This is a genomic window from Micromonospora trifolii (genome assembly GCF_022229005.1).
In the GTDB taxonomy this organism is placed as follows: Bacteria; Actinomycetota; Actinomycetes; order Mycobacteriales; family Micromonosporaceae; genus Micromonospora; species Micromonospora trifolii.
On sequence record NZ_JAKKFD010000001.1, the window covers coordinates 99,911 to 119,055 of the forward strand.

The window sequence follows — 19,145 nt, forward strand, 5'->3', positions numbered from 1 at the left end:
GCGCCCGGCCGCACCGTGGGGGCATGACGACATTCGAGGTGGTCGCCGAGGGTCTGGGTAAGCGGTACGGCCCGACCCGCGCGCTCGACACGTTTGACCTGACCGTGCCGCCCGGCACGGTCCACGGACTGCTGGGACCGAACGGCGCGGGCAAGACGACGGCCGTACGGATCCTCACCACGCTGCTGCGCTTCGACACCGGAAGGGCCACAGTGGCCGGGTACGACGTGCTGCGCCGGCCGGACGAGGTGCGTGCCCGGATCGGGCTGACCGGGCAGTACGCCGCTGTCGACGAGATCCTCAGCGGCCGGCAGAACCTGGAGCTGTTCGGCCGGCTGTTCCGGCTCAGCCGACGGGAGGCCCGTCGACGCGCCGCCGAACTGCTGGAACGGTTCGGGCTCGACGAGGCGGCGGGCCGGTCCGCCGGTGAGTACTCGGGTGGGATGCGTCGCCGACTGGACCTCGCCGCCAGCCTGATCCGCACGCCGCGCGTGCTGTTCCTGGACGAGCCGACGACCGGCCTGGACCCGCGCAGCCGCAACCAGGTGTGGGACCTGGTGCGCGGTCTCGTGGCGGACGGGACGACCGTGCTGCTCACCACGCAGTACCTGGAGGAGGCCGATCAGCTCGCCGACCGGATCTCGGTGATCGACGCCGGTCGGGTGGTGGCCGAGGGCTCACCGGACCAGCTGAAGGCGATGACGGGCGGCGACCGGATCGAGGTGGTGGTCCGCGACGCGGCCGAGCTGAGCCGGGCGGCCCGCCTCGTCGCGCCGCTCTGCGGCGCTGAGCCCGAGCTCGACCCGGAGGTTCGACGGCTCAGCGTGCCGGTGGTCGATCGCGTCGCCGGCCTGGTCGACGTGGTGCGCGCGCTGGACGACGCCGGGATCGCGGTCGAGGACATCGGCCTGCGGCGCGCGACGTTGGACGAGGCGTTTCTGCACCTGACCGGGCACCGGCCGGACGAGGCCCGCGAGCCCGTCGCCGCGGGACGAAAGGCGGAGGTGGCATGACCACGGCAATCGCTGACGGCTGGACGATGACCCGGCGGAACATGACCCACGTGGTTCGCGCGCCGGAGGAGCTGATCCTCTACTTCTCGCTGCCGATCATGTTCGTGCTGGTCTTCGGGTACGTGTTCGGCAGCGGCATGCAGGTGGCGGGCGGTGGCGACTACCGCGAGTTCCTGCTGCCTGGGGTCTTCGTGATGACGATGCTCTACGGGCTGGGGGCCACCGCGACCGGCGTGGCGCTGGACCTCAGCCGGGGTGTGGTCGATCGGTTCCGGTCGACGCCGATGGCACGGTCCGCCCTGATGACCGGTCGCAGCGCCGCCGATCTGCTGCGCGCCCTGCTGGAGATGTCCACCCTCCTGGTGTGTGGCCTGCTCGTCGGGTGGCAGTGGCGACAGGGTGTCGGCAAGGCATTGCTCGCCGTCGGGCTCCTCCTGCTGCTGCGAATCGCGATCACCTGGGTCGGGATCTACCTGGCGTTGCTGGTCCGCAACCCGGACACGGTCGGTGTGATCGTCTTTCCGGCGGCGTTTCCGTTCACCGCGATCTCCAACGTCTTCGTGTCGCCCGAGCTGATGCCGTCGGTCATCGGGACGATCTCGGAGTGGAATCCGTTGTCGGCCACTGTCGCGGCGATCCGCGAACTGTTCGGCAACCCGGGCCTGGGCGGCGACTCCTGGCCGGCGGAGCACGCGATGCTGTTGGCGGTGCTGTGGCCGGTGCTGCTGATCGCGACGTTCGCCCCGCTGGCCGTGCGCCGCTACCAGCGGTTGAGCCGCTGACCCCGGCCACCTGCCACTGTCAGCGGCGAGCCCGCAGGGCGTAGAGGGCGGCGCCGACGGCGAGCACACCGAAGCCGGTGAGGACGCTGCCCAGCGGCAGGTTGACAGCCAGCAGCAGACAACCGAAGAGCCCCAGACCGGCGAGCACCCGGACCGGCAACCGCCGGTCCGGGTCCCGGCCCACCGTGAGCGCCGCCGCGTTGGTGATCGCGTAGTAGACGAGCACGGTGCAGCTGGAGAAGCCGATCGCGCCGCGGACGTCGCCGAGCAGCACCACCGCTATCACCACGGCCGCGACCGCCAGTTCGGCGCGGTGCGGCACCTGGTGCACCTGGTGCACGGCGGCCAGCGCGCCGGGCAGGTCACGGCGGCGGGCCATGGCGAGGGTGGTCCGGCCGACCCCGGCGACCAGTGACAGCAACACCCCGACGACCGCGATGGTGGCACCGGCGCGGACCACCCACGCCAGGCCGGGCAGCCCGGCGGCGGTCACCACGTCGACCAGGGGCGTTGCGGAGTCGGCCAGCCGGTCGGCACCGAGCACGCCGAGGGCGACCACGGCCAGCACCAGGTAGATCGCGAGCACCACCCCGAGGGCCAGCGGCACCGCGCGCGGGATGGTCCGCCGCGGGTCGCGGACCTCCTCGCCGAGCGTGGCGATCCGGGCGTACCCGGCGAAGGCGAAGAACAGCAACCCGGCGGCGGTGAGCACTCCCCGCGCGGAACCGCCTGGCTCGCCGAGCCGGTCCAGGTGCACCGGTCCTTCGACCAGGCCGACGACAGTGACGAGCGCCAGCACCGCGAGCACCAGCGCGACCAACGCCCTGGTCACGGTGGCGGTCTTACCGATACCGCGCAGGTTCACGGCGGTCACCGCGAGCACCGCGCCGACGGCGACCAGCCGGGCCTGACCCGGCCAGAGGTACGCCCCGACGGTCAACGCCATCGCCGCACAGCTCGCCGTCTTGCCGACCACGAAGCCCCAACCGGCCAGAAACCCGGCGAACGGTCCGAGGCGCTCCCGGCCGTAGACGTAGGTGCCGCCGGACTCCGGGTAACGGGCCGCGAGCCGCGCCGAGCTGGTCGCGTTGCAGAAGGCGACGAAGCCGGCCAGCGCCAGCGCGGGCAGCAGGCCGGCGCCGCCGGCCGCCGCCGCGGCCGGGCCGAAGACCACGAAGACGCCCGCGCCGAGCATCGAGCCCAACCCGATGACAACCGCATCGGGTACGCCCAGCCGCCGCGCCAGTTGGTCCACGGACCGAAACCCTAGGGGTACGAGGTGAACGGCCGGTCCCATCCGCGGAGCCGGCCGGGGAGCGGCACGCCGTCCCACGGCGCCCGGTGCAGCAGCCGGTCCAGGAGCAGGCCCAGCAGCAGCCCGGCCACCGAGTCGGTCAGCCAGTGCCAGCCGAGGTACGTGGTGGTGGTGAGGACTACCAGCGGCGGCACGACGCGGATCACCGTGACGAGCCGGGTCGGTAGTTGGCGGCCGAAACTACGGGCCAGCGGGGCGAGCAGCAGCGCGATGACGCCGTACCAGACGATGGCGTTGGCGACGTGCCCCGACGGGTAGGACTGGGCGAACCGCACCGGCAGGTCGTGGTGGAACAGCGGCAGGGTGTGCTCGGGCGTCAGGAACGGCTCCTTGACGCTGGCGCTCGGTGCCGCCCGCGCCGTCCAGATCTTGAGCGGGCCGATCGTCAGGTTGGTCAGCAGGAACGCGACCACCGGCGGCAGGATCGGTCGCACCGACCGCAGCCGGACGGCCAGCAGCACGCCCAGCCCGGCGGCGATCAACGTCAGCGGGGTGCCCTGGCCGAGGAAGTTCAGCACCCGGGCGACCCAGTACGCGGCGGCCGGCCGGTGCCCGTCGGCCCAGTCGGCGACCGCCCGGTCCAACCCGAAGAGCTGGTCGGCGGCGAGCGCCACGGTCAACCCGGCCAGACCGACCAGGAGGAGCGCGTCGAACCACCAGCCGGCCGGGCGGACGGGCCGTAGCCGCAGGTCACGTCGTACCGCTGTGGGTTTGAGCACGCGACCACGCTACCGGCCCGACGCGAGGCCGGGGTGTGCGGCGCTGTGGGCCCAACCACGATCAGGGGCGGATGCGGGGGGCGACCAGTCATGCTTGTGCCCGTGCGGATCACGTCTGCCCTCGTGGACCCGGCGCTGCTCGACCTGCCCTGGTCGACACCGCTGGAGGAGTGGCCTGCCCAACACCTGGTGGCGCTGCCGCAGGGCATCTCCCGGCACATCGTCCGGTTCGTCCGGTTGGGCGACTACGTGTACGCGTTCAAGGAGACCCGCGAGCGGATCGCCGAGCGGGAGTACGACCTGCTCCGAGCCCTGGAACGGATCGACTTTCCCTCGGTCGAGGCGGTGGCGGTCGTCGCCGACCGGCAGACCGAGGACGGGGAGCCGCTCGAATCGGTGCTGATCACCCGGCACCTGCAGTTCTCGCTGCCGTACCGGGCGCTCTTCTCGCACACCCTCCGGCCGGAGACGATGAGCCGGCTGCTCGACGCCCTCGCCGCCCTGATCGTGCGAATGCACCTGACCGGCTTCTTCTGGGGCGACTGCTCGCTGTCGAACACGCTGTTCCGGCGGGACGCGGGCGCCTTCGCCGCCTACCTGGTGGACGCGGAGACGGGCGCCCTGCACAACAAGCTCTCCAACGGTCAGCGTGGCGAGGACCTGGAGATCGCCCGGGTGAACATCTTCGGTGAGGCGCTGGACCTGCAGGCCGCCGGCCTGCTGCACGAGTCCATCGACCCGGAGGTGGTCTGCGAGGAGGTCGTGCAGCGCTACGAGCGGCTCTGGCACGAGATCACCTACGAGCAGGCAATCGAGCGGGAGGCCCGGCACGACATCGAGGGCCGGATCCGCCGCCTCAACGAGCTGGGCTTCGACGTCGCCGAGGTGGCCATGTCGTCCATCGACGACGGGCGGTTCCTGGTCCGGCCGAAGGTCGTCGACGCCGGCTACCACACCCGGCGGCTGCTGCGGCTGACCGGGCTGGACGCCGAGGAGAACCAGGCCCGCAAGCTGCTCAACGACCTGGACGCCTACCGCGCGGAGAGCGACCTGATCGACGAGCAGCAGGCAGCCCACCGCTGGCTCACCGAGGTCTTCGAGCCGGTGGTCCGGGCCGTCCCCGCGCACCTGCGCCGCAAGCTGGAGCCGCAGGAGCTGTTCGCCCAGATCATCGAGCACAAGTGGCTGCTCTCCGAGCAGGCCGGCCGCGACGTCGGGATGCGCCACGCGGTCCAGTCGTATCTGTCCGACGTGCTGGTGCACCGCCCCGACGAGCAGGCCGTCCTCGGCGTGGAAGTCCCCGCCATCAGCTGAGCTGGGCCTCCGCTTGCTCCGCCGCCTGACGTTGGCGGTGTGTGGTGGATGCCTTTGGAGCTGATGTCGCAAACGAATCGGCGCACGGCCTCACGTCCGGTCGCCCAACCCGCGGTGACGGGACGCCCCGTCACTCCACCCAGGAGCCTGCCCGCAGCACCCGCACCACGTTGAGGTCGTCGTCGAGCACCACCAGGTCGGCGCGCAGGCCCACCTGGAGGGACCCGACCCGGTCGCCCAGGCCGATGGCCCGCGCCGGGGTGGTGGCCACCATCCGTGCGGCGTCGGCGATCGGGATTCCGGCGTTCACGGCGTGCCGCAGCGCGGCGTCCATGGTCAGCGTGCTGCCGGCGATCGCACCGTCGCGGGCGAGCCGGGCCACCCCGTCGGCGACGGTGACGGCCTGGCCACCCAGCTCGTACTCGCCGTCGGGCATGCCGGCGGCGGCCATCGCGTCGGTGATCAGCGCGGCGCGGTCCGGGCCGGCGGTCGCGGTGACGAAGGTCAGCATGCCGTCGTGCAGGTGCACCCCGTCGGCGACCATCTCGCAGATCACTGTGGGCGCGTCGAGCAGGGCCACCACCGGCCCCGGCTCACGGTGGTGCACCGGCCGCATCCCGTTGAACAGGTGGGTGCCGACACTGGCGCCGGCGGCGACCGCGGCGCGGGTCTGCTCGTACGTGGCGTCGGTGTGGCCCACCGCCGCCACCACCCGCTGCGCGGTGAGCAGCTTGATCGCCTCCAGCGCGCCGTCGCGCTCCGGGGCGAGGGTGACCATCCGGATCGCGCCCCGGCCCAGCTCGATCAGCTCGGTCAGCTCGTCGGTCGACGGGTCGCGCAGGTACTCCGGGTTCTGCGCGCCGCAGCGGGCGGCCGACAGGTACGGCCCCTCGAAGTGGATTCCCGCCAACACGCCCTCGTCGACCAGCGGGGCGAACGCCTCGGTGGCCGTACGCATCAGCGGAAAGGGCGCGCTGACCAGGCTGGCCAGCAGCGTGGTGGTGCCGTGCGAGAGGTGGAAGTCGGCCGCCGCGCGGGCCTCGTCGGCGTCACCGGTGGTGAAGGTGTGCCCGCCACCGCCGTGCGTGTGCATGTCGACGAACCCGGGCAGGATCCAGTGCCCGTCGCGCACCGACGGATACTCGGCCACCGCTGTGATCCGATCGCCGTCCCACTCGACGCAGCCCTGTCGGACGACTCCGGTCGGGGTCACCACTCGGCCGTCAACCCGTACGGTCATCGCTTCTCCTGAAGGTCACGGACACCCACGGCGTCCAGGGCGAGCAGGGCGGCACCGAGGCAACCGGCCTCGTCGCCAAGGGCTGCCGCGACCAGCTGCGGCTCCCGATGGAAGGTCATTCGTTCGTGCAGCGCAGCCCGCAGCGGGATCAGCAGCCGGTCCCCGGCCTGGGCCAAACCGCCGCCGAGCACGATAGTCGCCACGTCGAACAACGCCTGCCCGCTGGCGAGGCCATCGGCGAGCGCCTCGACCGCCTCCTGCCAGACCTGGCCGGCGAGCGGTTCGCCGGCGGCGGCCCGTTCGGCCACCTCGGCCGCGGTCACCGGGGCGTCGACGGTGTCGCCGGCGAGTTCGGCGTAGCGGCGGCCGATCGCGGCGGCCGACGCCATCGCCTCCAGGCAGCCGGGGCGGCCGCAGCCGCAGCGCGGACCGTCGGGCCGGACCAGGATGTGGCCGATCTCCCCGGCGGCGCCGTGGGCACCCACGGCGGCCGTGCCGTCCACGACGTGCGCGGCGGCGATGCCGGTGCCGATGGCCACGAACAGCACGTGCCCGGTGCCGCGTCCGGCGCCGAGCCGGGCCTCGGCGAGACCACCGACCCGCACGTCGTGGCCGAGCGCCGTCGGCAGGCCGAGCCGCTTCACCGTCAGGTCCCGCAGGGGTACGTCCCGGAAGCCCACGTTCGCCGACCAGACCGCGACGCCGCGCGCCTCGTCCACCACCCCGGGCACGGCGATGCCGACAGCGATCGGGGTGAGCCCGTCGGCGCGGGCCTTGTCGGCCAGACCGCCGGCCACGTCCAGGATGGTGCCGACCACGGCGGCCGGGCCACGTGCGGCGTCGGTGGGGTGCCGCTCGGTGCGCACCACGACGCCGTCCGGTCGGACCAGGGCGCACTTCATGCCGGTGCCGCCGACGTCCAGCGCAACGACCACGCGGTCACTCACGCGGTCGCTCGGGCGGTCACTCACGCCAACACCACGGATCGGGTGAGGTGGCGGGGTGCGTCCGGGTCGAGGCCCCGGCTGGTGGCCAGCGCGACCGCGAAGCGCTGGGCCAGGATCAGGTCGGCCATCGGGTCGACCGGGGTACGGCCGGCGGACCAACTGCCCAGCACCGTGCGCCAGCCGTGTGTGCGGCTGTGCACGAAGGCCGCGCCGGTGGCGGCCACATCCTCGGGCAGCCCGTCGGGCAGCTCACCGAACGCCCAGACCAGCCGGCCCGGCGCGGCGACCGAGATGGGCCCGTGCCGGTAGTCCATCGCCGGGTACGCCTCGGCCCAGAAGGTGGCCGCCTCGCGGCACTTCAACGCGGCCTCCTGGGCCAGCCCGATCGTCCACCCCCGACCGAGGAACGTGGCCTGCTCGATGGTGGCCGGGTCGATCGGCAGCGGGGATCGCACCGCCACCTCGGCGTCGGCGGCGAGCGCGCTGACCGGGTCGCCGAGCTGGGCCCGGAGCAGGGCCAACGCGGTGGTCGCGAAGCGGGTCTGCACCACCGACCGTTCGTCGGCGAAGGGAAGGGCCACTGTGGCGGTGGCCAGGTGGACCGCCGGGGAAGCCGGGTCACCGACGATGACTGTGGTGGGTGTGCGTCCGCGCAGTGCGGCGAGCAGTTCCAGCACCTCGGTGGTGGTGCCGGAACGGGTGATCGCGATAAGCCGGTCGTAGCGGCGGCCGGCGGGAAACTCGGACGCCTGGAACGCGTCGGTCTCACCCTGGCCGGCCTGCTCGCGGCGGGCCGCGTACGCCATCGCCATGAACCACGACGTGCCGCAACCGACGACGGCGACCCGCTCCCCGGGACGCGGCAGGTCACCGCGTACTCCCTCGGCCAGCCTGGCCGCCTCCCGCCAGCAGTCGGGTTGGCTCGCGATCTCCGCGTCCACGTACGCCATGGGAAACTCCTCGCAGGGCCGATCGGTGCGCAATACGGCTCGTTAGACCCGCATTTCGCGCGTTATTCTGCGCGAACGCGGGTGACCATGGCAACCGGCCGGCCGATCGCGCAGGTCAGTCTTTTGCGCCAGCCTAGTTTTGCGCACTAGTGTGCACGCAATCAATCACCGTCCGTGCAAGTTGCTGGGAGGGCCCCCGCAGTGGACCGGTACGCCAGATGGAACGCCCTGCTCGAAATGCTGACCGACAACGGCCGGGTCAGCGTCGAGGCGGCAGCCGAGCGGCTGGACGTCTCCCAGGCCACCATCCGGCGTGACTTCGACCAGCTCGCGCAGCAGCAAATGATCACGAGGACCCGGGGCGGCGCGGTCGCCAACGGCGTGTCGTACGACCTGCCTCTGCGCTACAAGACGGCCAAGCACTCGGCCGAGAAGCAGCGGATCGGGGCGGCCGCCGCCGCGCTCGTCACGCCGGGCACAGTGGTCGGCCTGAACGGCGGCACCACCAGCACCGAGGTCGCCAGGGCTCTCGCCGTGCGACCGGATCTGAACACCAGCGCCGAGGGTGCTCAGCTCACTGTGGTGACCAACGCGCTGAACATCGCCAACGAGCTGCTGGTCCGATCCCGGATGAAGGTCGTGGTGGCCGGCGGCGTGGTGCGCCCGAAGTCGTTCGAGCTGGTCGGCCCGCTGGGCGGGGCGCTGCTGCGCGAGGTCACCCTGGACGTCGCCCTGCTCGGCGTGGACGCGATCGACCCGCAGCTCGGCGCCGCCGCCCACCATGAGGGGGAGGCGGCGATGAACAACCTGATGGTGGCCCGCGCCAAGCGCGTGGTGATCATCGCGGACTCGTCCAAGCTCGGCGGGCACGCCTTCGCCCGGATCTGCCCGGTCGAGCGGGTGGAGACGCTGGTGACCGACTCCGGTGCCGCGCCGGAGGTGGTGGACGCGTTCCGCGCTGCCGGCGTACAGGTCATCTGCGCCTGAGAGGTCACGCTCCGTCGATGAACTAGCCTGATCGGCGCGTCGGTGCATACCGCGTATTGCGTGCTCCTGCATACCGCGTATGGTGTCGGCTGTCACGCCCACCCATCGGGGGAGGTGCAGCTTGCCAGCTGTCCTGGAGATCGAAGGTCTACGTAAGACGTACAAGAGTCGTCGACGCGGCACCCGCAACGCGCTTGACGGCTTCGACATGCGGGTCGACGCAGGGCAGGTGCACGGCTTCCTGGGTCCCAACGGGTCCGGCAAGACCACCACGCTGCGTACCCTGCTCGGCCTGATCCGACCCGACGGTGGCCGGATGGCGCTGCTCGGGCACGAGGTCCCCGACGCGCTGCCCACTGTCGCCGGCCAGGTCGGCGCGATCGTGGAGAGCCCGCAGTTCTTCCCGCACTTCACGGCCCGGGACACGCTGTCCCTGCTCGCGGGGGCGGGCGAGGTGCCGGCCGTCCGGGTCGACGAGGTGCTGGAACTCGTCGGGCTGCGCGACCGGTCCGGCGAGCGGGTCAAGACGTACTCGTTGGGCATGAAGCAGCGGCTCGCCGTGGCCTCGGCGCTGCTGAAGAACCCGAAGCTGCTCATCCTGGACGAGCCGGCCAACGGCCTCGACCCGGGCGGCATCCGGGAGATGCGCACGCTGATGCGCACCCTCGCCGAGTCCGGAATGACAGTGGTGCTGTCCAGCCACATCCTCGGTGAGATCCAGCTGATCTGCGACTCGGTCACCATCATCTCGCTGGGCCGGCGGGTCGCGTTCGGCCCGGTCGACGAGGTGCTCGCGCAGCACTCGTCCGGTGCGGTCCGGATCCGGCTGGAGGCGGTCTCCGACCTGCCGGTGGCGACCGAGGCGCTCACCCAGGCCGGGATCCGGGTCACCGGTCACCCGGACCACCTGATGCTGGCCGGCGTCGACAAGCCGGCGTCGGTGACCCGGCTGCTCGCCGAGAAGAACCTCTACGTCAGCGAGTTGGCGCCGATCGCCGTCGATCTGGAGAGCGTCTTCCTCGAACTGACCGCCACCGCGCCGGTACCCGGTCAGCACCGGCAGGTCGACGAGTCCATGAAGGTCGGCGGGACGGGTCAGCCCGGTCCCGCCGGGGGAGGGTGGGGCGCGTGAGCCTCTTTCGTACCGAGCTTCGCCGGCTCAGCAAGCGGCGTTTCACCCGCTACATGACACTGCTCGGCCTGCTGGTGCTGGCCGCGGTGGTGGTCGGGGTGTTCTTCACCAACCAGAAGATCGGCGCCGACCAGCTCGCCCAGGCCGAGCGTCAGGCCGACCAGCAGTACCAGGAGCAGGTGCGCTGGAGCGAGCAGGAGCGCGCCGCGTGTGAGCAGGCCAAGACGGCGGGCACAGCGACCGACGGCCGCTACCCGCCCGACTGCTCGGTGATCACCCCGCCGCCCCGGGAGGAGATCAAGGCCGACTGGTTCCTGCCGTCGACGTTCGACTTCAAGGAGACGTTCGACGAGACCCTGATCCCGTTCGCGGCGATCCTCGCCCTGGTCGGGTTCGTCATCGGCGCGTCCTTCGTCGGTGCCGAGTGGAGCACCGGCGGCATGATGAACCTGCTGCTCTGGCGGCCGAAGCGGCTCACCGTACTGCTCACCAAGCTGGCCGCGCTGCTCACCGGCATCCTGGCGGTGACACTTCCTGCCGCGGTGCTGTGGTTTGCCGGGTTCTGGGCGGTCGCCAACTTCCGGGGCAGCACCGAGAAGATGACCTCGGGGGTCTGGCAGTCGTTCATGCTGACCGGCGTACGCGGCGTGGTGCTGGTGTTGGTGCTCACCACCATCGGCTTCGCCCTCGCCTCGCTCGGTAGGCACACCGCGATGGCCCTCGGTGGCGTGGTGGCGGTGATGGTGGTCGGCCAGTTCGGCCTGGGCATCCTGCTGTCCATGGCGAGCGTGCGGTTCGCCGAGGCCTGGCTGCTGCCCACGTACGCGCTGGCCTGGATGACGAAGACTGTCACGTTGCAGGACTGGAACGCCTGCAATGCGACCTACTACGGGGAGTGCAAGCCGGCCACGATGGACATCACGTGGCAGCAGTCCTCCGTCCTGCTCTCGGTCGGGGTGGTGGTGATCCTCGGGGCGGCGCTCTGGGCGATGCGTCGCCGCGACATCTCCTGACCTGACCGAAGTGACGCGGCGCGGCCGGCCCGGCCGTCGGGGTTCCCGGCGGTACGGACCGGCCGCGCCGCCTACTGCGTCCCGGGTCGCCGCTGACTAGGCTGAACGACATGTCCGCCGACACCACCCCGGCCGCCCCCGAGCCGTCCATCGACGCTCGCCCGGGTGAGGTCACGGGTGCCGCCGGGCCGACCGTCCCGAATCCCCGACCGGCGCCGCCCATCGAGACCGCCGACGCGCCACCCGCCGACGAGGCGGCGCAGCCCACTGATCCCGCGGCGGGGCTGACCGAGCGGGAACGGGCAATCCTCACCTTCGAGCAGCAGTGGTGGCGGCACGCCGGCGCCAAGGAGCAGGCCGTCCGGGACACCTTCGGGATCTCGTCGACCCGGTACTACCAGCTGCTCAACGGCCTGCTGGACAATCCGGCCGCCCTCGCCGCCGACCCCGTGCTGATCAGCCGACTCCGCCGGTTGCGCTCGTCTCGCGCCCGTAACCGCCGGCGCTGATCGCGCGCTCCGCGATCTTGCACCTCCTGTCGCCGCTTCGCGGGCTTTTGTGCGTCTTTGTCGGGACACAAAGTGCAAGATCGCCCCGTCGGTTGCCGGACAGCCGGACCAGCCGCATGCCGGCTGAGCAGGCGGGTAGGCGGGAGGCGTTCCCGGAGTCGCGTGCGACCTCGGGCCCAGGAAGGGAGCGGGGTATGACGGCAACGGACCAGAGCGGCAAAGGACAGCAGGCCCGCCAGGAGGCCTCGCGGGTCGGCCAGCAGGCTGCGCAGGCCGGGGGTCAGGTCGCCCACACCGCAGCCGAGCAGGGCGGGCAGGTGGCCGCAGAGGCGCGGCGACAGGCCCAGCAGTTGACCGGAGAAGCCACTGGGCAGCTTCGGGATCAGGCGCAGACGCAGCAGCGGCGGGCCGCCGCGGGCCTGCGCGACCTGGGCCAGAACCTCAGTTCGATGGCGGAACGGGACGGCGATTCCGGGCTGGCCGGTCAAGTGGTACGCAAGGCGGCCGACGCCGCCCAGCAGGCCGCCGGTTGGCTCGACGAGCGCGAACCCGGCGAGGTGCTCGACGAGGTTCGCACGTACGCGCGGCACCATCCGACGACGTTCCTCGCGGGCGCGGCGTTGGCCGGGCTGCTGGTTGGGCGGCTCACCCGCGGCCTGACGGCGCCGGCCCCGGGCAACGGTCAGGATGCAAACGCGTCCGGTGCTCCGTCACCCGCGCAAGGCGCACCGGTGGACGCCGGTCAGCAGCCGTACGTGGGGACGGCACGGGCGCAGAACGTCGCGCCCGCTGGTGAACCAGCGCGGGACCTGCCCGGCGGGGTGGCACCGTGAGCGCCCCGGAGAAGGAGCGGACCCAGGCCTCCGTCGGCGAGCTGATCGGCGACGTGACCCGGGACATGTCCACTCTGGTGCGCAAGGAGGTCGAGCTGGCCAAGGCCGAGTTGCGCGAGGAGGTCAGCCAGGCGGGCAAGGCCGGCGGTATGTTCGGCGGCGCCGCGCTGGCCGGGTTCCTGGCGGTGCTCTTCGTGTCGTACGCCCTGTGGTGGGGGCTGTCCAACACGATGGACCAGGGGTGGGCGGCGCTGATCGTCGCGGTCCTCTGGGCCGCCGTGGCCGGTGGCCTCTTCATCAACGCCCGGACCCAGCTGAAGCGGGCTCGTGCGGTTCTGCCCCGGACGAAACAGACTGCCCGGGAGCTGCCGGACGCCCTACGGGGTCGGTGAACGAGTCGGGAGGGAACAGGTCATGTCCAGTGATCCGGATCGGATCCGGCGGGAGATCGAGACCACCCGCAACGAGTTGAGCAGTGACGTCGACGCGCTGACCGACAAGGTCAACCCGCGTCGGATCGCCGGTGACCGCGTCGGGCAGGCCCGCGGGGCGTTCACCCGAGCGAAGGAGAAGATGATGGGCAGCTCGAACCACCTGGGGCAGGAGGCTGGCCAACGGATGTCGCACGCGGCCGGTTCGGTACGCGACGAAACCCGTTCACTCGGCCAGCACTCCCGCGAGCAGGCTCAGGGCAACCCCATGGCCGCCGGTCTGGTCGCCTTCGGAGTCGGTCTGCTGGCCGCCTCCCTGATCCCGCCGAGCGGACGTGAGCGTCAACTCGCTGGACGCGCGCGGAGCATGGTGAGTGAGCACTCCGGTGAGCTGCGCGAGCAGGCGAGTCAGGTTGGCCATCAGATGCAGGACAACCTGCGGGAGCCTGCGCAGCAGGCGGCGCAGTCGGTCCGGTCCAGCGCCCAGCAGGGCGTGTCCGCGGTACGCGACCAGGGCCGTTCGGCCGCCGGTCAGGTGCAGGGAGAGACGCATGCGGCCGTCGACGACCTTCGACAGCGCTGACCCGACCGGTGTGCCGGGGCCGGCACCGGTGATGCGGGTACGATCCGCGTCCGCGCCGGCTCCGGACCGGCCGGTCAACGAGGACATCGTCTTCCGGTTCGGCCCGCTGGTCGGTGTCCTGGACGGCGCGACGGTGCCGGACGGCTTCGACACCGGCTGCGTGCACGGGCCCGAGTGGTACGTCCGGCACCTGGCGGCCCGGATCGGCGTCGCCGAGGCGGTGCGCCCGGCCGCCCGGCTGACCAGCAACCTGGCCGCGGCCATCCTCGCGGTGCGCGCCGACCACGGCGGGCAGTGCGACCTCGAGCATCCGGGCACCCCCTCCAGCACTGTCTGCCTCCTGCGGGACTGCGGCGACCAGGTGGACTATCTGGTGCTCTGCGACAGCCCGCTGGTCCTCGACACCGGAGGGCAGGTCAGCGTGGTCACCGACAACCGGCTGGACGCGGCGATGGCGGAGCTGCGGGAGACAGTGGCCGTCCTGCCGGGCGGCGCGGAGGACCCGGTGACCCGGTTCCGGCACGCCGTGACCGTCCAGCGGGAGCGGATGAACCGCACCCACGGCTACTGGGTGGCGGCCTCCGACCCGGACGCGGCCTTCCACGCGGTGACCGGGACCGCCCCCCGGCACGGTCCGGAGGCGCTCCGGCGGGCGGCGCTGCTCAGTGACGGCGCGTCCAGCGCGGTGGAGCAGTTCGCGCTGACCGACTGGGCCGGTCTGCTGGACCTGCTGACCGCTGACGGTCCGGCCGCGTTGATCGACCGGGTGCGGGACGCCGAGCGCGACCACCCCGACCGGCTGCGTCGACACAAGTCCACCGACGACGCTTCGGTGGTGTTCTGCGAGTTCGGGTAGGGGTTTTGGCGCCATGACACCCGGTCGGGTGACAACAGAGCGTGATGTGGAACACCAGGGCCGCCCGACCGGCCGGTACCGCTGTCCGGACCGCCAGTGGATGGCCAATGGGGTGGACTTCGGCCGATGAGGGCGGCAGACTGCGGCACGTGGCGGGTGCGGTCCGGCTGGAGCCGGTGGACGAACGGAACCTGGAGCCGTTGCTCTCCGTAGCGGCTGCGGAGGCGGAGCCGGGTGACGTGATGCCCCCGGTCGAGGCGCCCGCCGGCTGGTCGCTCGCCCGCCGTGAGGCGTTCCGCGAATTCCACCGGGCAAGCTTCCGCGGGCTGGACGGCCCGACCGGTTCGCAGATGTACGCCATCCTCGTCGGCGGCGAGGTGATGGGCATGGTCCGGATGACGCGCTGTGACGAGCCCGGCACTGTGGAAACCGGGATGTGGCTCGGCCGGTCGGCGCGCGGGCAGGGAATCGGCGCGGCCGCCCTACGGGAGCTGCTGAACGCCGCCGCTCGGGCGGGCATGCGGGCGGTGGTCGCCGAGACGATCCCGGACAACATTGGCGCGGTATCGGTACTGCGGAAGTGCGGCGCGAAACTGCGCGAGGACGACGGCAAGGTACGCGCCGAGATCTGTCTCGATTCGACGCCGCCCGCCTTCTGAGCTGCCGGTCGGGGCCGGCGGCGACCGGAGGGGTCGCCACCGACCGCCTGGGTCAGGCCGGCAGCCGAACGATGTCGTAGTCGGTGCTCGGCGTGGACTCCACGTCGAACCGGCCGTTCACCACGTACAACGCCGAGCCGAGCAGGTCGCCGGTGGCTGGCGAACGCAGCTGCGGGCCGGTGATCTCCCGCTGCACCACTCCGGCGGTGTATCCGGCGTTCATCCGGACCACCGCGACGACGTTGGTCAGGTTCCGGATCACGTAGAGGGTGCGTCCGCGCAGCACCAGCCCGTCGGCCCGCTCCACCGAGTAGCCGCCGAGGTCGACGAGTCGGCTGCCCCCGGTACGCGGGTCGACGCGCACCAGCCGGCCGGACAGCATCTGCGCGACCAGCAGATCGCCGTCCGGCAGCGCCACGATCCCGTTGTGGTAGACGTCCGGCGTGGCGGCCGGACCGCTGAGCGGCAGCACCCGGAAGGCGGTGGGGGCCGGAAGGCGGCCACCCGGGCCCAGCGGCACCACGTACAGCACCTGCCTCGCGGAGTCGGTGAAGTAGACCGCCCGCTGGGTGATCACGAGGTCGTTGACGTAGCTGCCCGGCACGTCGGTGAACTGGTAGTGGGCCAGCTTGGCGCCGGTGCCCGCGTCGTACACGCTCGCGCCGCCGCCGGAGAAGTCGGCGGTCCAGAGCCGGCCCTGTGGGTCGAGCTTGAGGCCCGCCTTGTCGGTGCCGGGTGTGCCCGGGATCAGCACCGAGCCGCGGCCGGTGCGTAAGTCACCCCGCCACACCGCACCGTCCAAAATGGACCCCACAAACACGGTGGTGCCCCGGCCGATCGTCAACCCTTCCGGGGTGAACCCGTCCGGCAACGCGATCCGGGCGGGGAACGGCTTCGCCGGATGGGCCGTCGCCGGTGCGCCGACCGAGATCAGGGTCGCCGCCGCCACGAGGGGGACGAGGAGGAGAGAGAGCCGCTTGCGCAAGGAACACCACCTGACGTCGCAGTGGATGACTCCACTGGGGAATGTGACGTACTAGGAACGTCCCGGGCGCGGCGGAAGGTTGCCCTGCTCTGATCATTCCCGGTCGGCGGCGTACGCGGCCAGGCCGGCGACCTGGGCCGGGTCCAGCGACGGTCGCACCCGGGCCCGTGCTGTCGACACGTGCTCGGCGGTGACAGTGGCGGCGGCGAGCGACTCCCGCATCGCGGCCAGCGCCGCCTCGCGGATCAGCGCCGCACAGTCCGCGGCGGAGAAGCCGGTCAGCTCGTCACCGAGGGCGGGCAGGTCGACGTCCGGTGCCAGCGGCACCTGTCGGGACGCTGCCCGCAGGATCTCCGCGCGGGCTGGCCCGTCCGGTGGTGGCACATAGACCAGCCGCTCCAACCGGCCCGGCCGCAGCAGTGCCGGGTCGACCAGGTCCGGCCGGTTCGTCGCACCGACCACCACCACGTTGCGGAGTGTCTCCACCCCGTCCAACTCGGTGAGCAGGGCGGCGACCACCCGGTCCGTGGTGCCCCCGTCGGTGGCCTGGCCACGCACCGGCGCCAGCGCGTCCACCTCGTCCAGGAAGATCAGCGTGGGGGCCGCCTCCCGGGCCCGACGGAACAGCTCGCGGACCGCGCGTTCGCTCTCACCGACCCACTTGGAGAGCAGTTCGGCGCCCTTGACCGACAGCACGTTGGCCCGCCCCGACCCGGCCAGCGCGGTGACCAGGTAGGTCTTGCCGCAGCCCGGTGGCCCGTAGAGCAGCACGCCGCGCGGCGGCTGCACGCCGAGCCGGGCGAAGGTGTCCGGGTAGGTCAGCGGCCACAGCACCGACTCGGTCAGCCTCTGCTTGACCTCGTCCAGGCCGCCCACGTCGTCCAGGGTCACCGAGGCGAGATCCAGTGTGGACGCCGCCATCGTGGTGGGCCGGACCACCTCCCGGGCGGCGGTGAAGTCGGCCATCGACACCGTTGGCGTCTCGGCGGACTTCTGCCGCAGCGCCGCGCGTACCCCGGCCTCCCGGACCAGGGCGGCCAGGTCCGCCGCGACGAACCCGGGGGTACGCGCGGCCACCTCGTCCAGCCGCACGTCGTCGGCCAGCGGCACCTGCCGGGTCAGCACTGTGAGCTGTTCGCGGCGCAACGCCTGATCCGGGAGCGGGACGCTGATCCGCAGCGACAGCAGGTCGGGCGCGCGCAGTGCGGGATCGACAGCTTCCGGTCGGCCGGTGGTGCAGACCACTGCGACGCCGGCGCGGATGCTCTCCGCCAGCACCTGACGGAACACCGTCGCCACCGGACCGGGCTCGTCGGCTGGTGCGAGCGCCTCGACGTCGGTGACCAGCAGTACCGCAGGCCCTTCCGCCCGGGCAGCCGATGCCGCGACCCGCAACCGCTCGGCGGCGGCCTGATTGGCCAGCGCGGCCACCTCCGGCGCCCAGATCGGGTGAACGCGGGCACCGACCCGGGCGGCCACGGCCCGGACCAGCGCCGACTTTCCGGAGCCCGCGGGGCCGACGAGCAACACCCCCAACGAGATGGTGGTGCCGAGCCGGCCCAGCACCTCCCGGTGGTGGAAGCCGAGGTCCAGCAGCTCGGTCAACTCCTCGGCCTGGGCCCGCAGCCCGGGCAGCTCGTCCACGTCGGGCGCGTCCTCCGCCGGAACAGAGTCGGCGCTCGTACCCGGCCGGATCGACGTGGTGCCGACCGGGGAGGGCCCGCCGTGTGTCGTCGCACCGTGCTCCCAGGCGACCGATGTGCCCATGGTGACCAGCGCGCCGGCCGCCGGCTCGACGGTGACCACGCTGAGCAGGGTGCTGGTCCAGGCGAAGCCGACGGTGTTGGCGAGGCTGCGTCGCGCCGCCTCGACCAGGCTGCGGACCGAAGCGTCCGGCAGCACATCCTGTGGCAGCAGCGACACGTCGTCCCCGGCGGTGAGCACCTTGCCCAGCAGGGCGAGCCGAAGCATCTCCGGGCTGACCGCCGCGACGACCCCCACCGGCCCGGCCAGGACGACCCGGCTCGCCGGCACCAACGGCACCGGGCTCACCCGCACCTGACCGCCGTCACGCAGACCCAGGTTGCCCAACGTCAGGTCATCGGCGTACAGCAGGGCGCTGCTCGATCCCGGCCCGGCCGCCGCCGCGATCCCGGCAGTCTCCCGGCGGCCGGCAAGGCGGACCGGGTCGCCGGGGCGCAGCCCCAGCGCGGTCAGCGCCTCCGGGTGCAGGCGGACGATGCCCCGTCGGGCGTCCAGCGCCGCCGGCCGCAGGCTCGCCGTCAAGGTCAGGTCGGGTTGCGCCACTGCCCGACCGTAGCCGCCGCCAGCCAGCCCCGCCGGTCAGCGGCGCGGATCCAGCTCGTCCAACAGCGTCGGGTCGCGTCGGATCAGCTCGGCCAACCGGGCCGCCGGGTCCGAGGTCAACCCGTCCGGACCGGGCGCCCAGGCGGGCACCGTCCGGCCGGAGAGCGGCCAGGCCGGCGGAGGTTCCACCGGCGTCGGCGGGGGAAGCGGTCCGACAGTGACGGCAGGCCCGTCCCAGGAGACCCGCATCGGGTACGTCCGCCCGGCGTGCTCCACCTGCACTGTCACCGCCAGCCCGGGGTAGGCGCCGACGACCTGGCGGATCGCCTCGGCCACCTCCTCGACCGGTCCCCATCCGGCCACCTCGCTCGGGGCCTCCACCCCCGCGTGCCGGCCCGGCCGGGCATTGCGGGCGTCGCCGCCGAGGCCGGGCGGGCTCGACGGTGCTGTGGTCTCGTCACGGTCGGTGGCCCGACGGCGCGACGCCTCCTCACGTCGGGCCAGCCGGGCCAGCGTCTCGTCCAGGTCGCCCCTCACCAGATCACCTCTTCCCGCCACGGCCGGAGCCGG

Annotated in this window: 20 protein-coding genes; 12 read left to right on the top strand and 8 right to left on the bottom strand. The window is 72.5% G+C overall.

The features are described from left to right. Positions 1-23: 23 nt before the first annotated feature. The gene (locus NIE79_RS00450; protein WP_238676597.1) at positions 24-1,013 is read left to right on the top strand and encodes an ATP-binding cassette domain-containing protein; all 990 of its coding nucleotides are present in this window, start codon (positions 24-26) and stop codon (positions 1,011-1,013) included. After that, on the top strand, positions 1,010-1,795 hold the full coding sequence (locus NIE79_RS00455; protein ID WP_238676598.1) for an ABC transporter permease: 786 nt from the start codon (positions 1,010-1,012) through the stop codon (positions 1,793-1,795). Before NIE79_RS00450 ends, NIE79_RS00455 begins: the two co-directional genes overlap by 4 nt. A gap of 19 nt (positions 1,796-1,814) precedes the next feature. On the opposite strand, the gene NIE79_RS00460 is transcribed toward NIE79_RS00455, so the two are convergent. Together NIE79_RS00460 and NIE79_RS00465 are read right to left on the bottom strand one after the other, a co-directional pair. Then, positions 1,815-3,050, bottom strand: a complete 1,236-nt coding sequence (locus NIE79_RS00460; protein ID WP_238676599.1) for an APC family permease — start codon at positions 3,048-3,050, stop codon at positions 1,815-1,817. A gap of 11 nt (positions 3,051-3,061) precedes the next feature. Next, the gene (locus NIE79_RS00465) at positions 3,062-3,799 is read right to left on the bottom strand and encodes a phosphatase PAP2 family protein (protein ID WP_238676709.1); all 738 of its coding nucleotides are present in this window, start codon (positions 3,797-3,799) and stop codon (positions 3,062-3,064) included. A 120-nt stretch (positions 3,800-3,919) separates the two neighbouring features. On the opposite strand from NIE79_RS00465, the gene NIE79_RS00470 reads away from it, so the two are divergent. After that, positions 3,920-5,143 carry a DUF4032 domain-containing protein gene (locus NIE79_RS00470; RefSeq protein ID WP_238676600.1) on the top strand — a complete coding sequence of 408 codons (1,224 nt, stop codon included), beginning with the start codon at positions 3,920-3,922 and terminating at the stop codon, positions 5,141-5,143. Between the two features lie 130 nt (positions 5,144-5,273). Here the strand turns inward: NIE79_RS00470 and nagA are convergent, their stop codons facing one another. From nagA to NIE79_RS00485, 3 genes are read right to left on the bottom strand one after another with little or no spacing between them, the layout of a single operon-like run. After that, a complete protein-coding gene (gene nagA / locus NIE79_RS00475; protein WP_238676601.1) occupies positions 5,274-6,383 on the bottom strand; it encodes an N-acetylglucosamine-6-phosphate deacetylase in 1,110 nt (369 codons plus the stop codon). Then, entirely contained in the window at positions 6,380-7,330 is a 951-nt protein-coding gene (locus NIE79_RS00480) for an ROK family protein (protein ID WP_308193114.1), read from the bottom strand. The genes nagA and NIE79_RS00480 overlap by 4 nt, the downstream gene beginning before the upstream one ends. A 20-nt stretch (positions 7,331-7,350) precedes the next feature. After that, a complete protein-coding gene (locus NIE79_RS00485) occupies positions 7,351-8,280 on the bottom strand; it encodes an SIS domain-containing protein (RefSeq protein WP_238676602.1) in 930 nt (309 codons plus the stop codon). 201 nt (positions 8,281-8,481) lie between these two features. On the opposite strand from NIE79_RS00485, the gene NIE79_RS00490 reads away from it, so the two are divergent. From NIE79_RS00490 to NIE79_RS00530, 9 genes are all read left to right on the top strand, one after another. Then, positions 8,482-9,267 carry a DeoR/GlpR family DNA-binding transcription regulator gene (locus NIE79_RS00490; protein ID WP_091403015.1) on the top strand — a complete coding sequence of 262 codons (786 nt, stop codon included), beginning with the start codon at positions 8,482-8,484 and terminating at the stop codon, positions 9,265-9,267. A 121-nt stretch (positions 9,268-9,388) separates the two neighbouring features. Beyond that, on the top strand, positions 9,389-10,399 hold the full coding sequence (locus NIE79_RS00495; RefSeq protein WP_091403013.1) for an ABC transporter ATP-binding protein: 1,011 nt from the start codon (positions 9,389-9,391) through the stop codon (positions 10,397-10,399). Further along, positions 10,396-11,412 carry an ABC transporter permease subunit gene (locus NIE79_RS00500; protein ID WP_238676603.1) on the top strand — a complete coding sequence of 339 codons (1,017 nt, stop codon included), beginning with the start codon at positions 10,396-10,398 and terminating at the stop codon, positions 11,410-11,412. The genes NIE79_RS00495 and NIE79_RS00500 overlap by 4 nt, the downstream gene beginning before the upstream one ends. 110 nt (positions 11,413-11,522) lie before the next feature. Then, positions 11,523-11,921 carry a DUF3263 domain-containing protein gene (locus NIE79_RS00505; protein ID WP_238676604.1) on the top strand — a complete coding sequence of 133 codons (399 nt, stop codon included), beginning with the start codon at positions 11,523-11,525 and terminating at the stop codon, positions 11,919-11,921. 194 nt (positions 11,922-12,115) lie between these two features. Next, positions 12,116-12,754: a hypothetical protein gene (locus NIE79_RS00510; protein WP_238676605.1), complete on the top strand. Its 639-nt coding sequence runs from the start codon at positions 12,116-12,118 to the stop codon at positions 12,752-12,754. Continuing rightward, the gene (locus tag NIE79_RS00515; RefSeq protein WP_238676606.1) at positions 12,751-13,146 is read left to right on the top strand and encodes a phage holin family protein; all 396 of its coding nucleotides are present in this window, start codon (positions 12,751-12,753) and stop codon (positions 13,144-13,146) included. The genes NIE79_RS00510 and NIE79_RS00515 overlap by 4 nt, the downstream gene beginning before the upstream one ends. 22 nt (positions 13,147-13,168) lie before the next feature. Continuing rightward, on the top strand, positions 13,169-13,768 hold the full coding sequence (locus tag NIE79_RS00520; RefSeq protein WP_238676607.1) for a DUF3618 domain-containing protein: 600 nt from the start codon (positions 13,169-13,171) through the stop codon (positions 13,766-13,768). Beyond that, on the top strand, positions 13,737-14,624 hold the full coding sequence (locus tag NIE79_RS00525) for a hypothetical protein (RefSeq protein WP_238676608.1): 888 nt from the start codon (positions 13,737-13,739) through the stop codon (positions 14,622-14,624). The genes NIE79_RS00520 and NIE79_RS00525 overlap by 32 nt, the downstream gene beginning before the upstream one ends. A gap of 149 nt (positions 14,625-14,773) precedes the next feature. Next, positions 14,774-15,283, top strand: a complete 510-nt coding sequence (locus tag NIE79_RS00530) for a GNAT family N-acetyltransferase (protein ID WP_238676609.1) — start codon at positions 14,774-14,776, stop codon at positions 15,281-15,283. A 52-nt stretch (positions 15,284-15,335) separates the two neighbouring features. Here the strand turns inward: NIE79_RS00530 and NIE79_RS00535 are convergent, their stop codons facing one another. The 3 genes from NIE79_RS00535 to NIE79_RS00545 form a co-directional block, all read right to left on the bottom strand. After that, the gene (locus NIE79_RS00535) at positions 15,336-16,268 is read right to left on the bottom strand and encodes an SMP-30/gluconolactonase/LRE family protein (protein WP_238676610.1); all 933 of its coding nucleotides are present in this window, start codon (positions 16,266-16,268) and stop codon (positions 15,336-15,338) included. A 93-nt stretch (positions 16,269-16,361) separates the two neighbouring features. Then, the gene (locus tag NIE79_RS00540) at positions 16,362-18,575 is read right to left on the bottom strand and encodes an AAA family ATPase (protein ID WP_238676611.1); all 2,214 of its coding nucleotides are present in this window, start codon (positions 18,573-18,575) and stop codon (positions 16,362-16,364) included. Positions 18,576-18,611: 36 nt separating this feature from the next. Continuing rightward, complete coding sequence (locus tag NIE79_RS00545; RefSeq protein ID WP_238676612.1) at positions 18,612-19,112, bottom strand: hypothetical protein; 501 nt, start codon at positions 19,110-19,112, stop codon at positions 18,612-18,614. Positions 19,113-19,145: the final 33 nt, after the last annotated feature.

Coding starts and splice junctions, on each gene's coding strand:
- NIE79_RS00450 (WP_238676597.1), top strand. CDS start 24: ATGACGACATTCGAGGTGGTCGCCGAGGGTCTGGGTAAGCGGTACGGC.
- nagA (WP_238676601.1), bottom strand. CDS start 6,383: ATGACCGTACGGGTTGACGGCCGAGTGGTGACCCCGACCGGAGTCGTC.
- NIE79_RS00485 (WP_238676602.1), bottom strand. CDS start 8,280: ATGGCGTACGTGGACGCGGAGATCGCGAGCCAACCCGACTGCTGGCGG.
- NIE79_RS00510 (WP_238676605.1), top strand. CDS start 12,116: ATGACGGCAACGGACCAGAGCGGCAAAGGACAGCAGGCCCGCCAGGAG.
- NIE79_RS00525 (WP_238676608.1), top strand. CDS start 13,737: ATGCGGCCGTCGACGACCTTCGACAGCGCTGACCCGACCGGTGTGCCG.
- NIE79_RS00455 (WP_238676598.1), top strand. CDS start 1,010: ATGACCACGGCAATCGCTGACGGCTGGACGATGACCCGGCGGAACATG.
- NIE79_RS00520 (WP_238676607.1), top strand. CDS start 13,169: ATGTCCAGTGATCCGGATCGGATCCGGCGGGAGATCGAGACCACCCGC.
- NIE79_RS00470 (WP_238676600.1), top strand. CDS start 3,920: ATGCTTGTGCCCGTGCGGATCACGTCTGCCCTCGTGGACCCGGCGCTG.
- NIE79_RS00505 (WP_238676604.1), top strand. CDS start 11,523: ATGTCCGCCGACACCACCCCGGCCGCCCCCGAGCCGTCCATCGACGCT.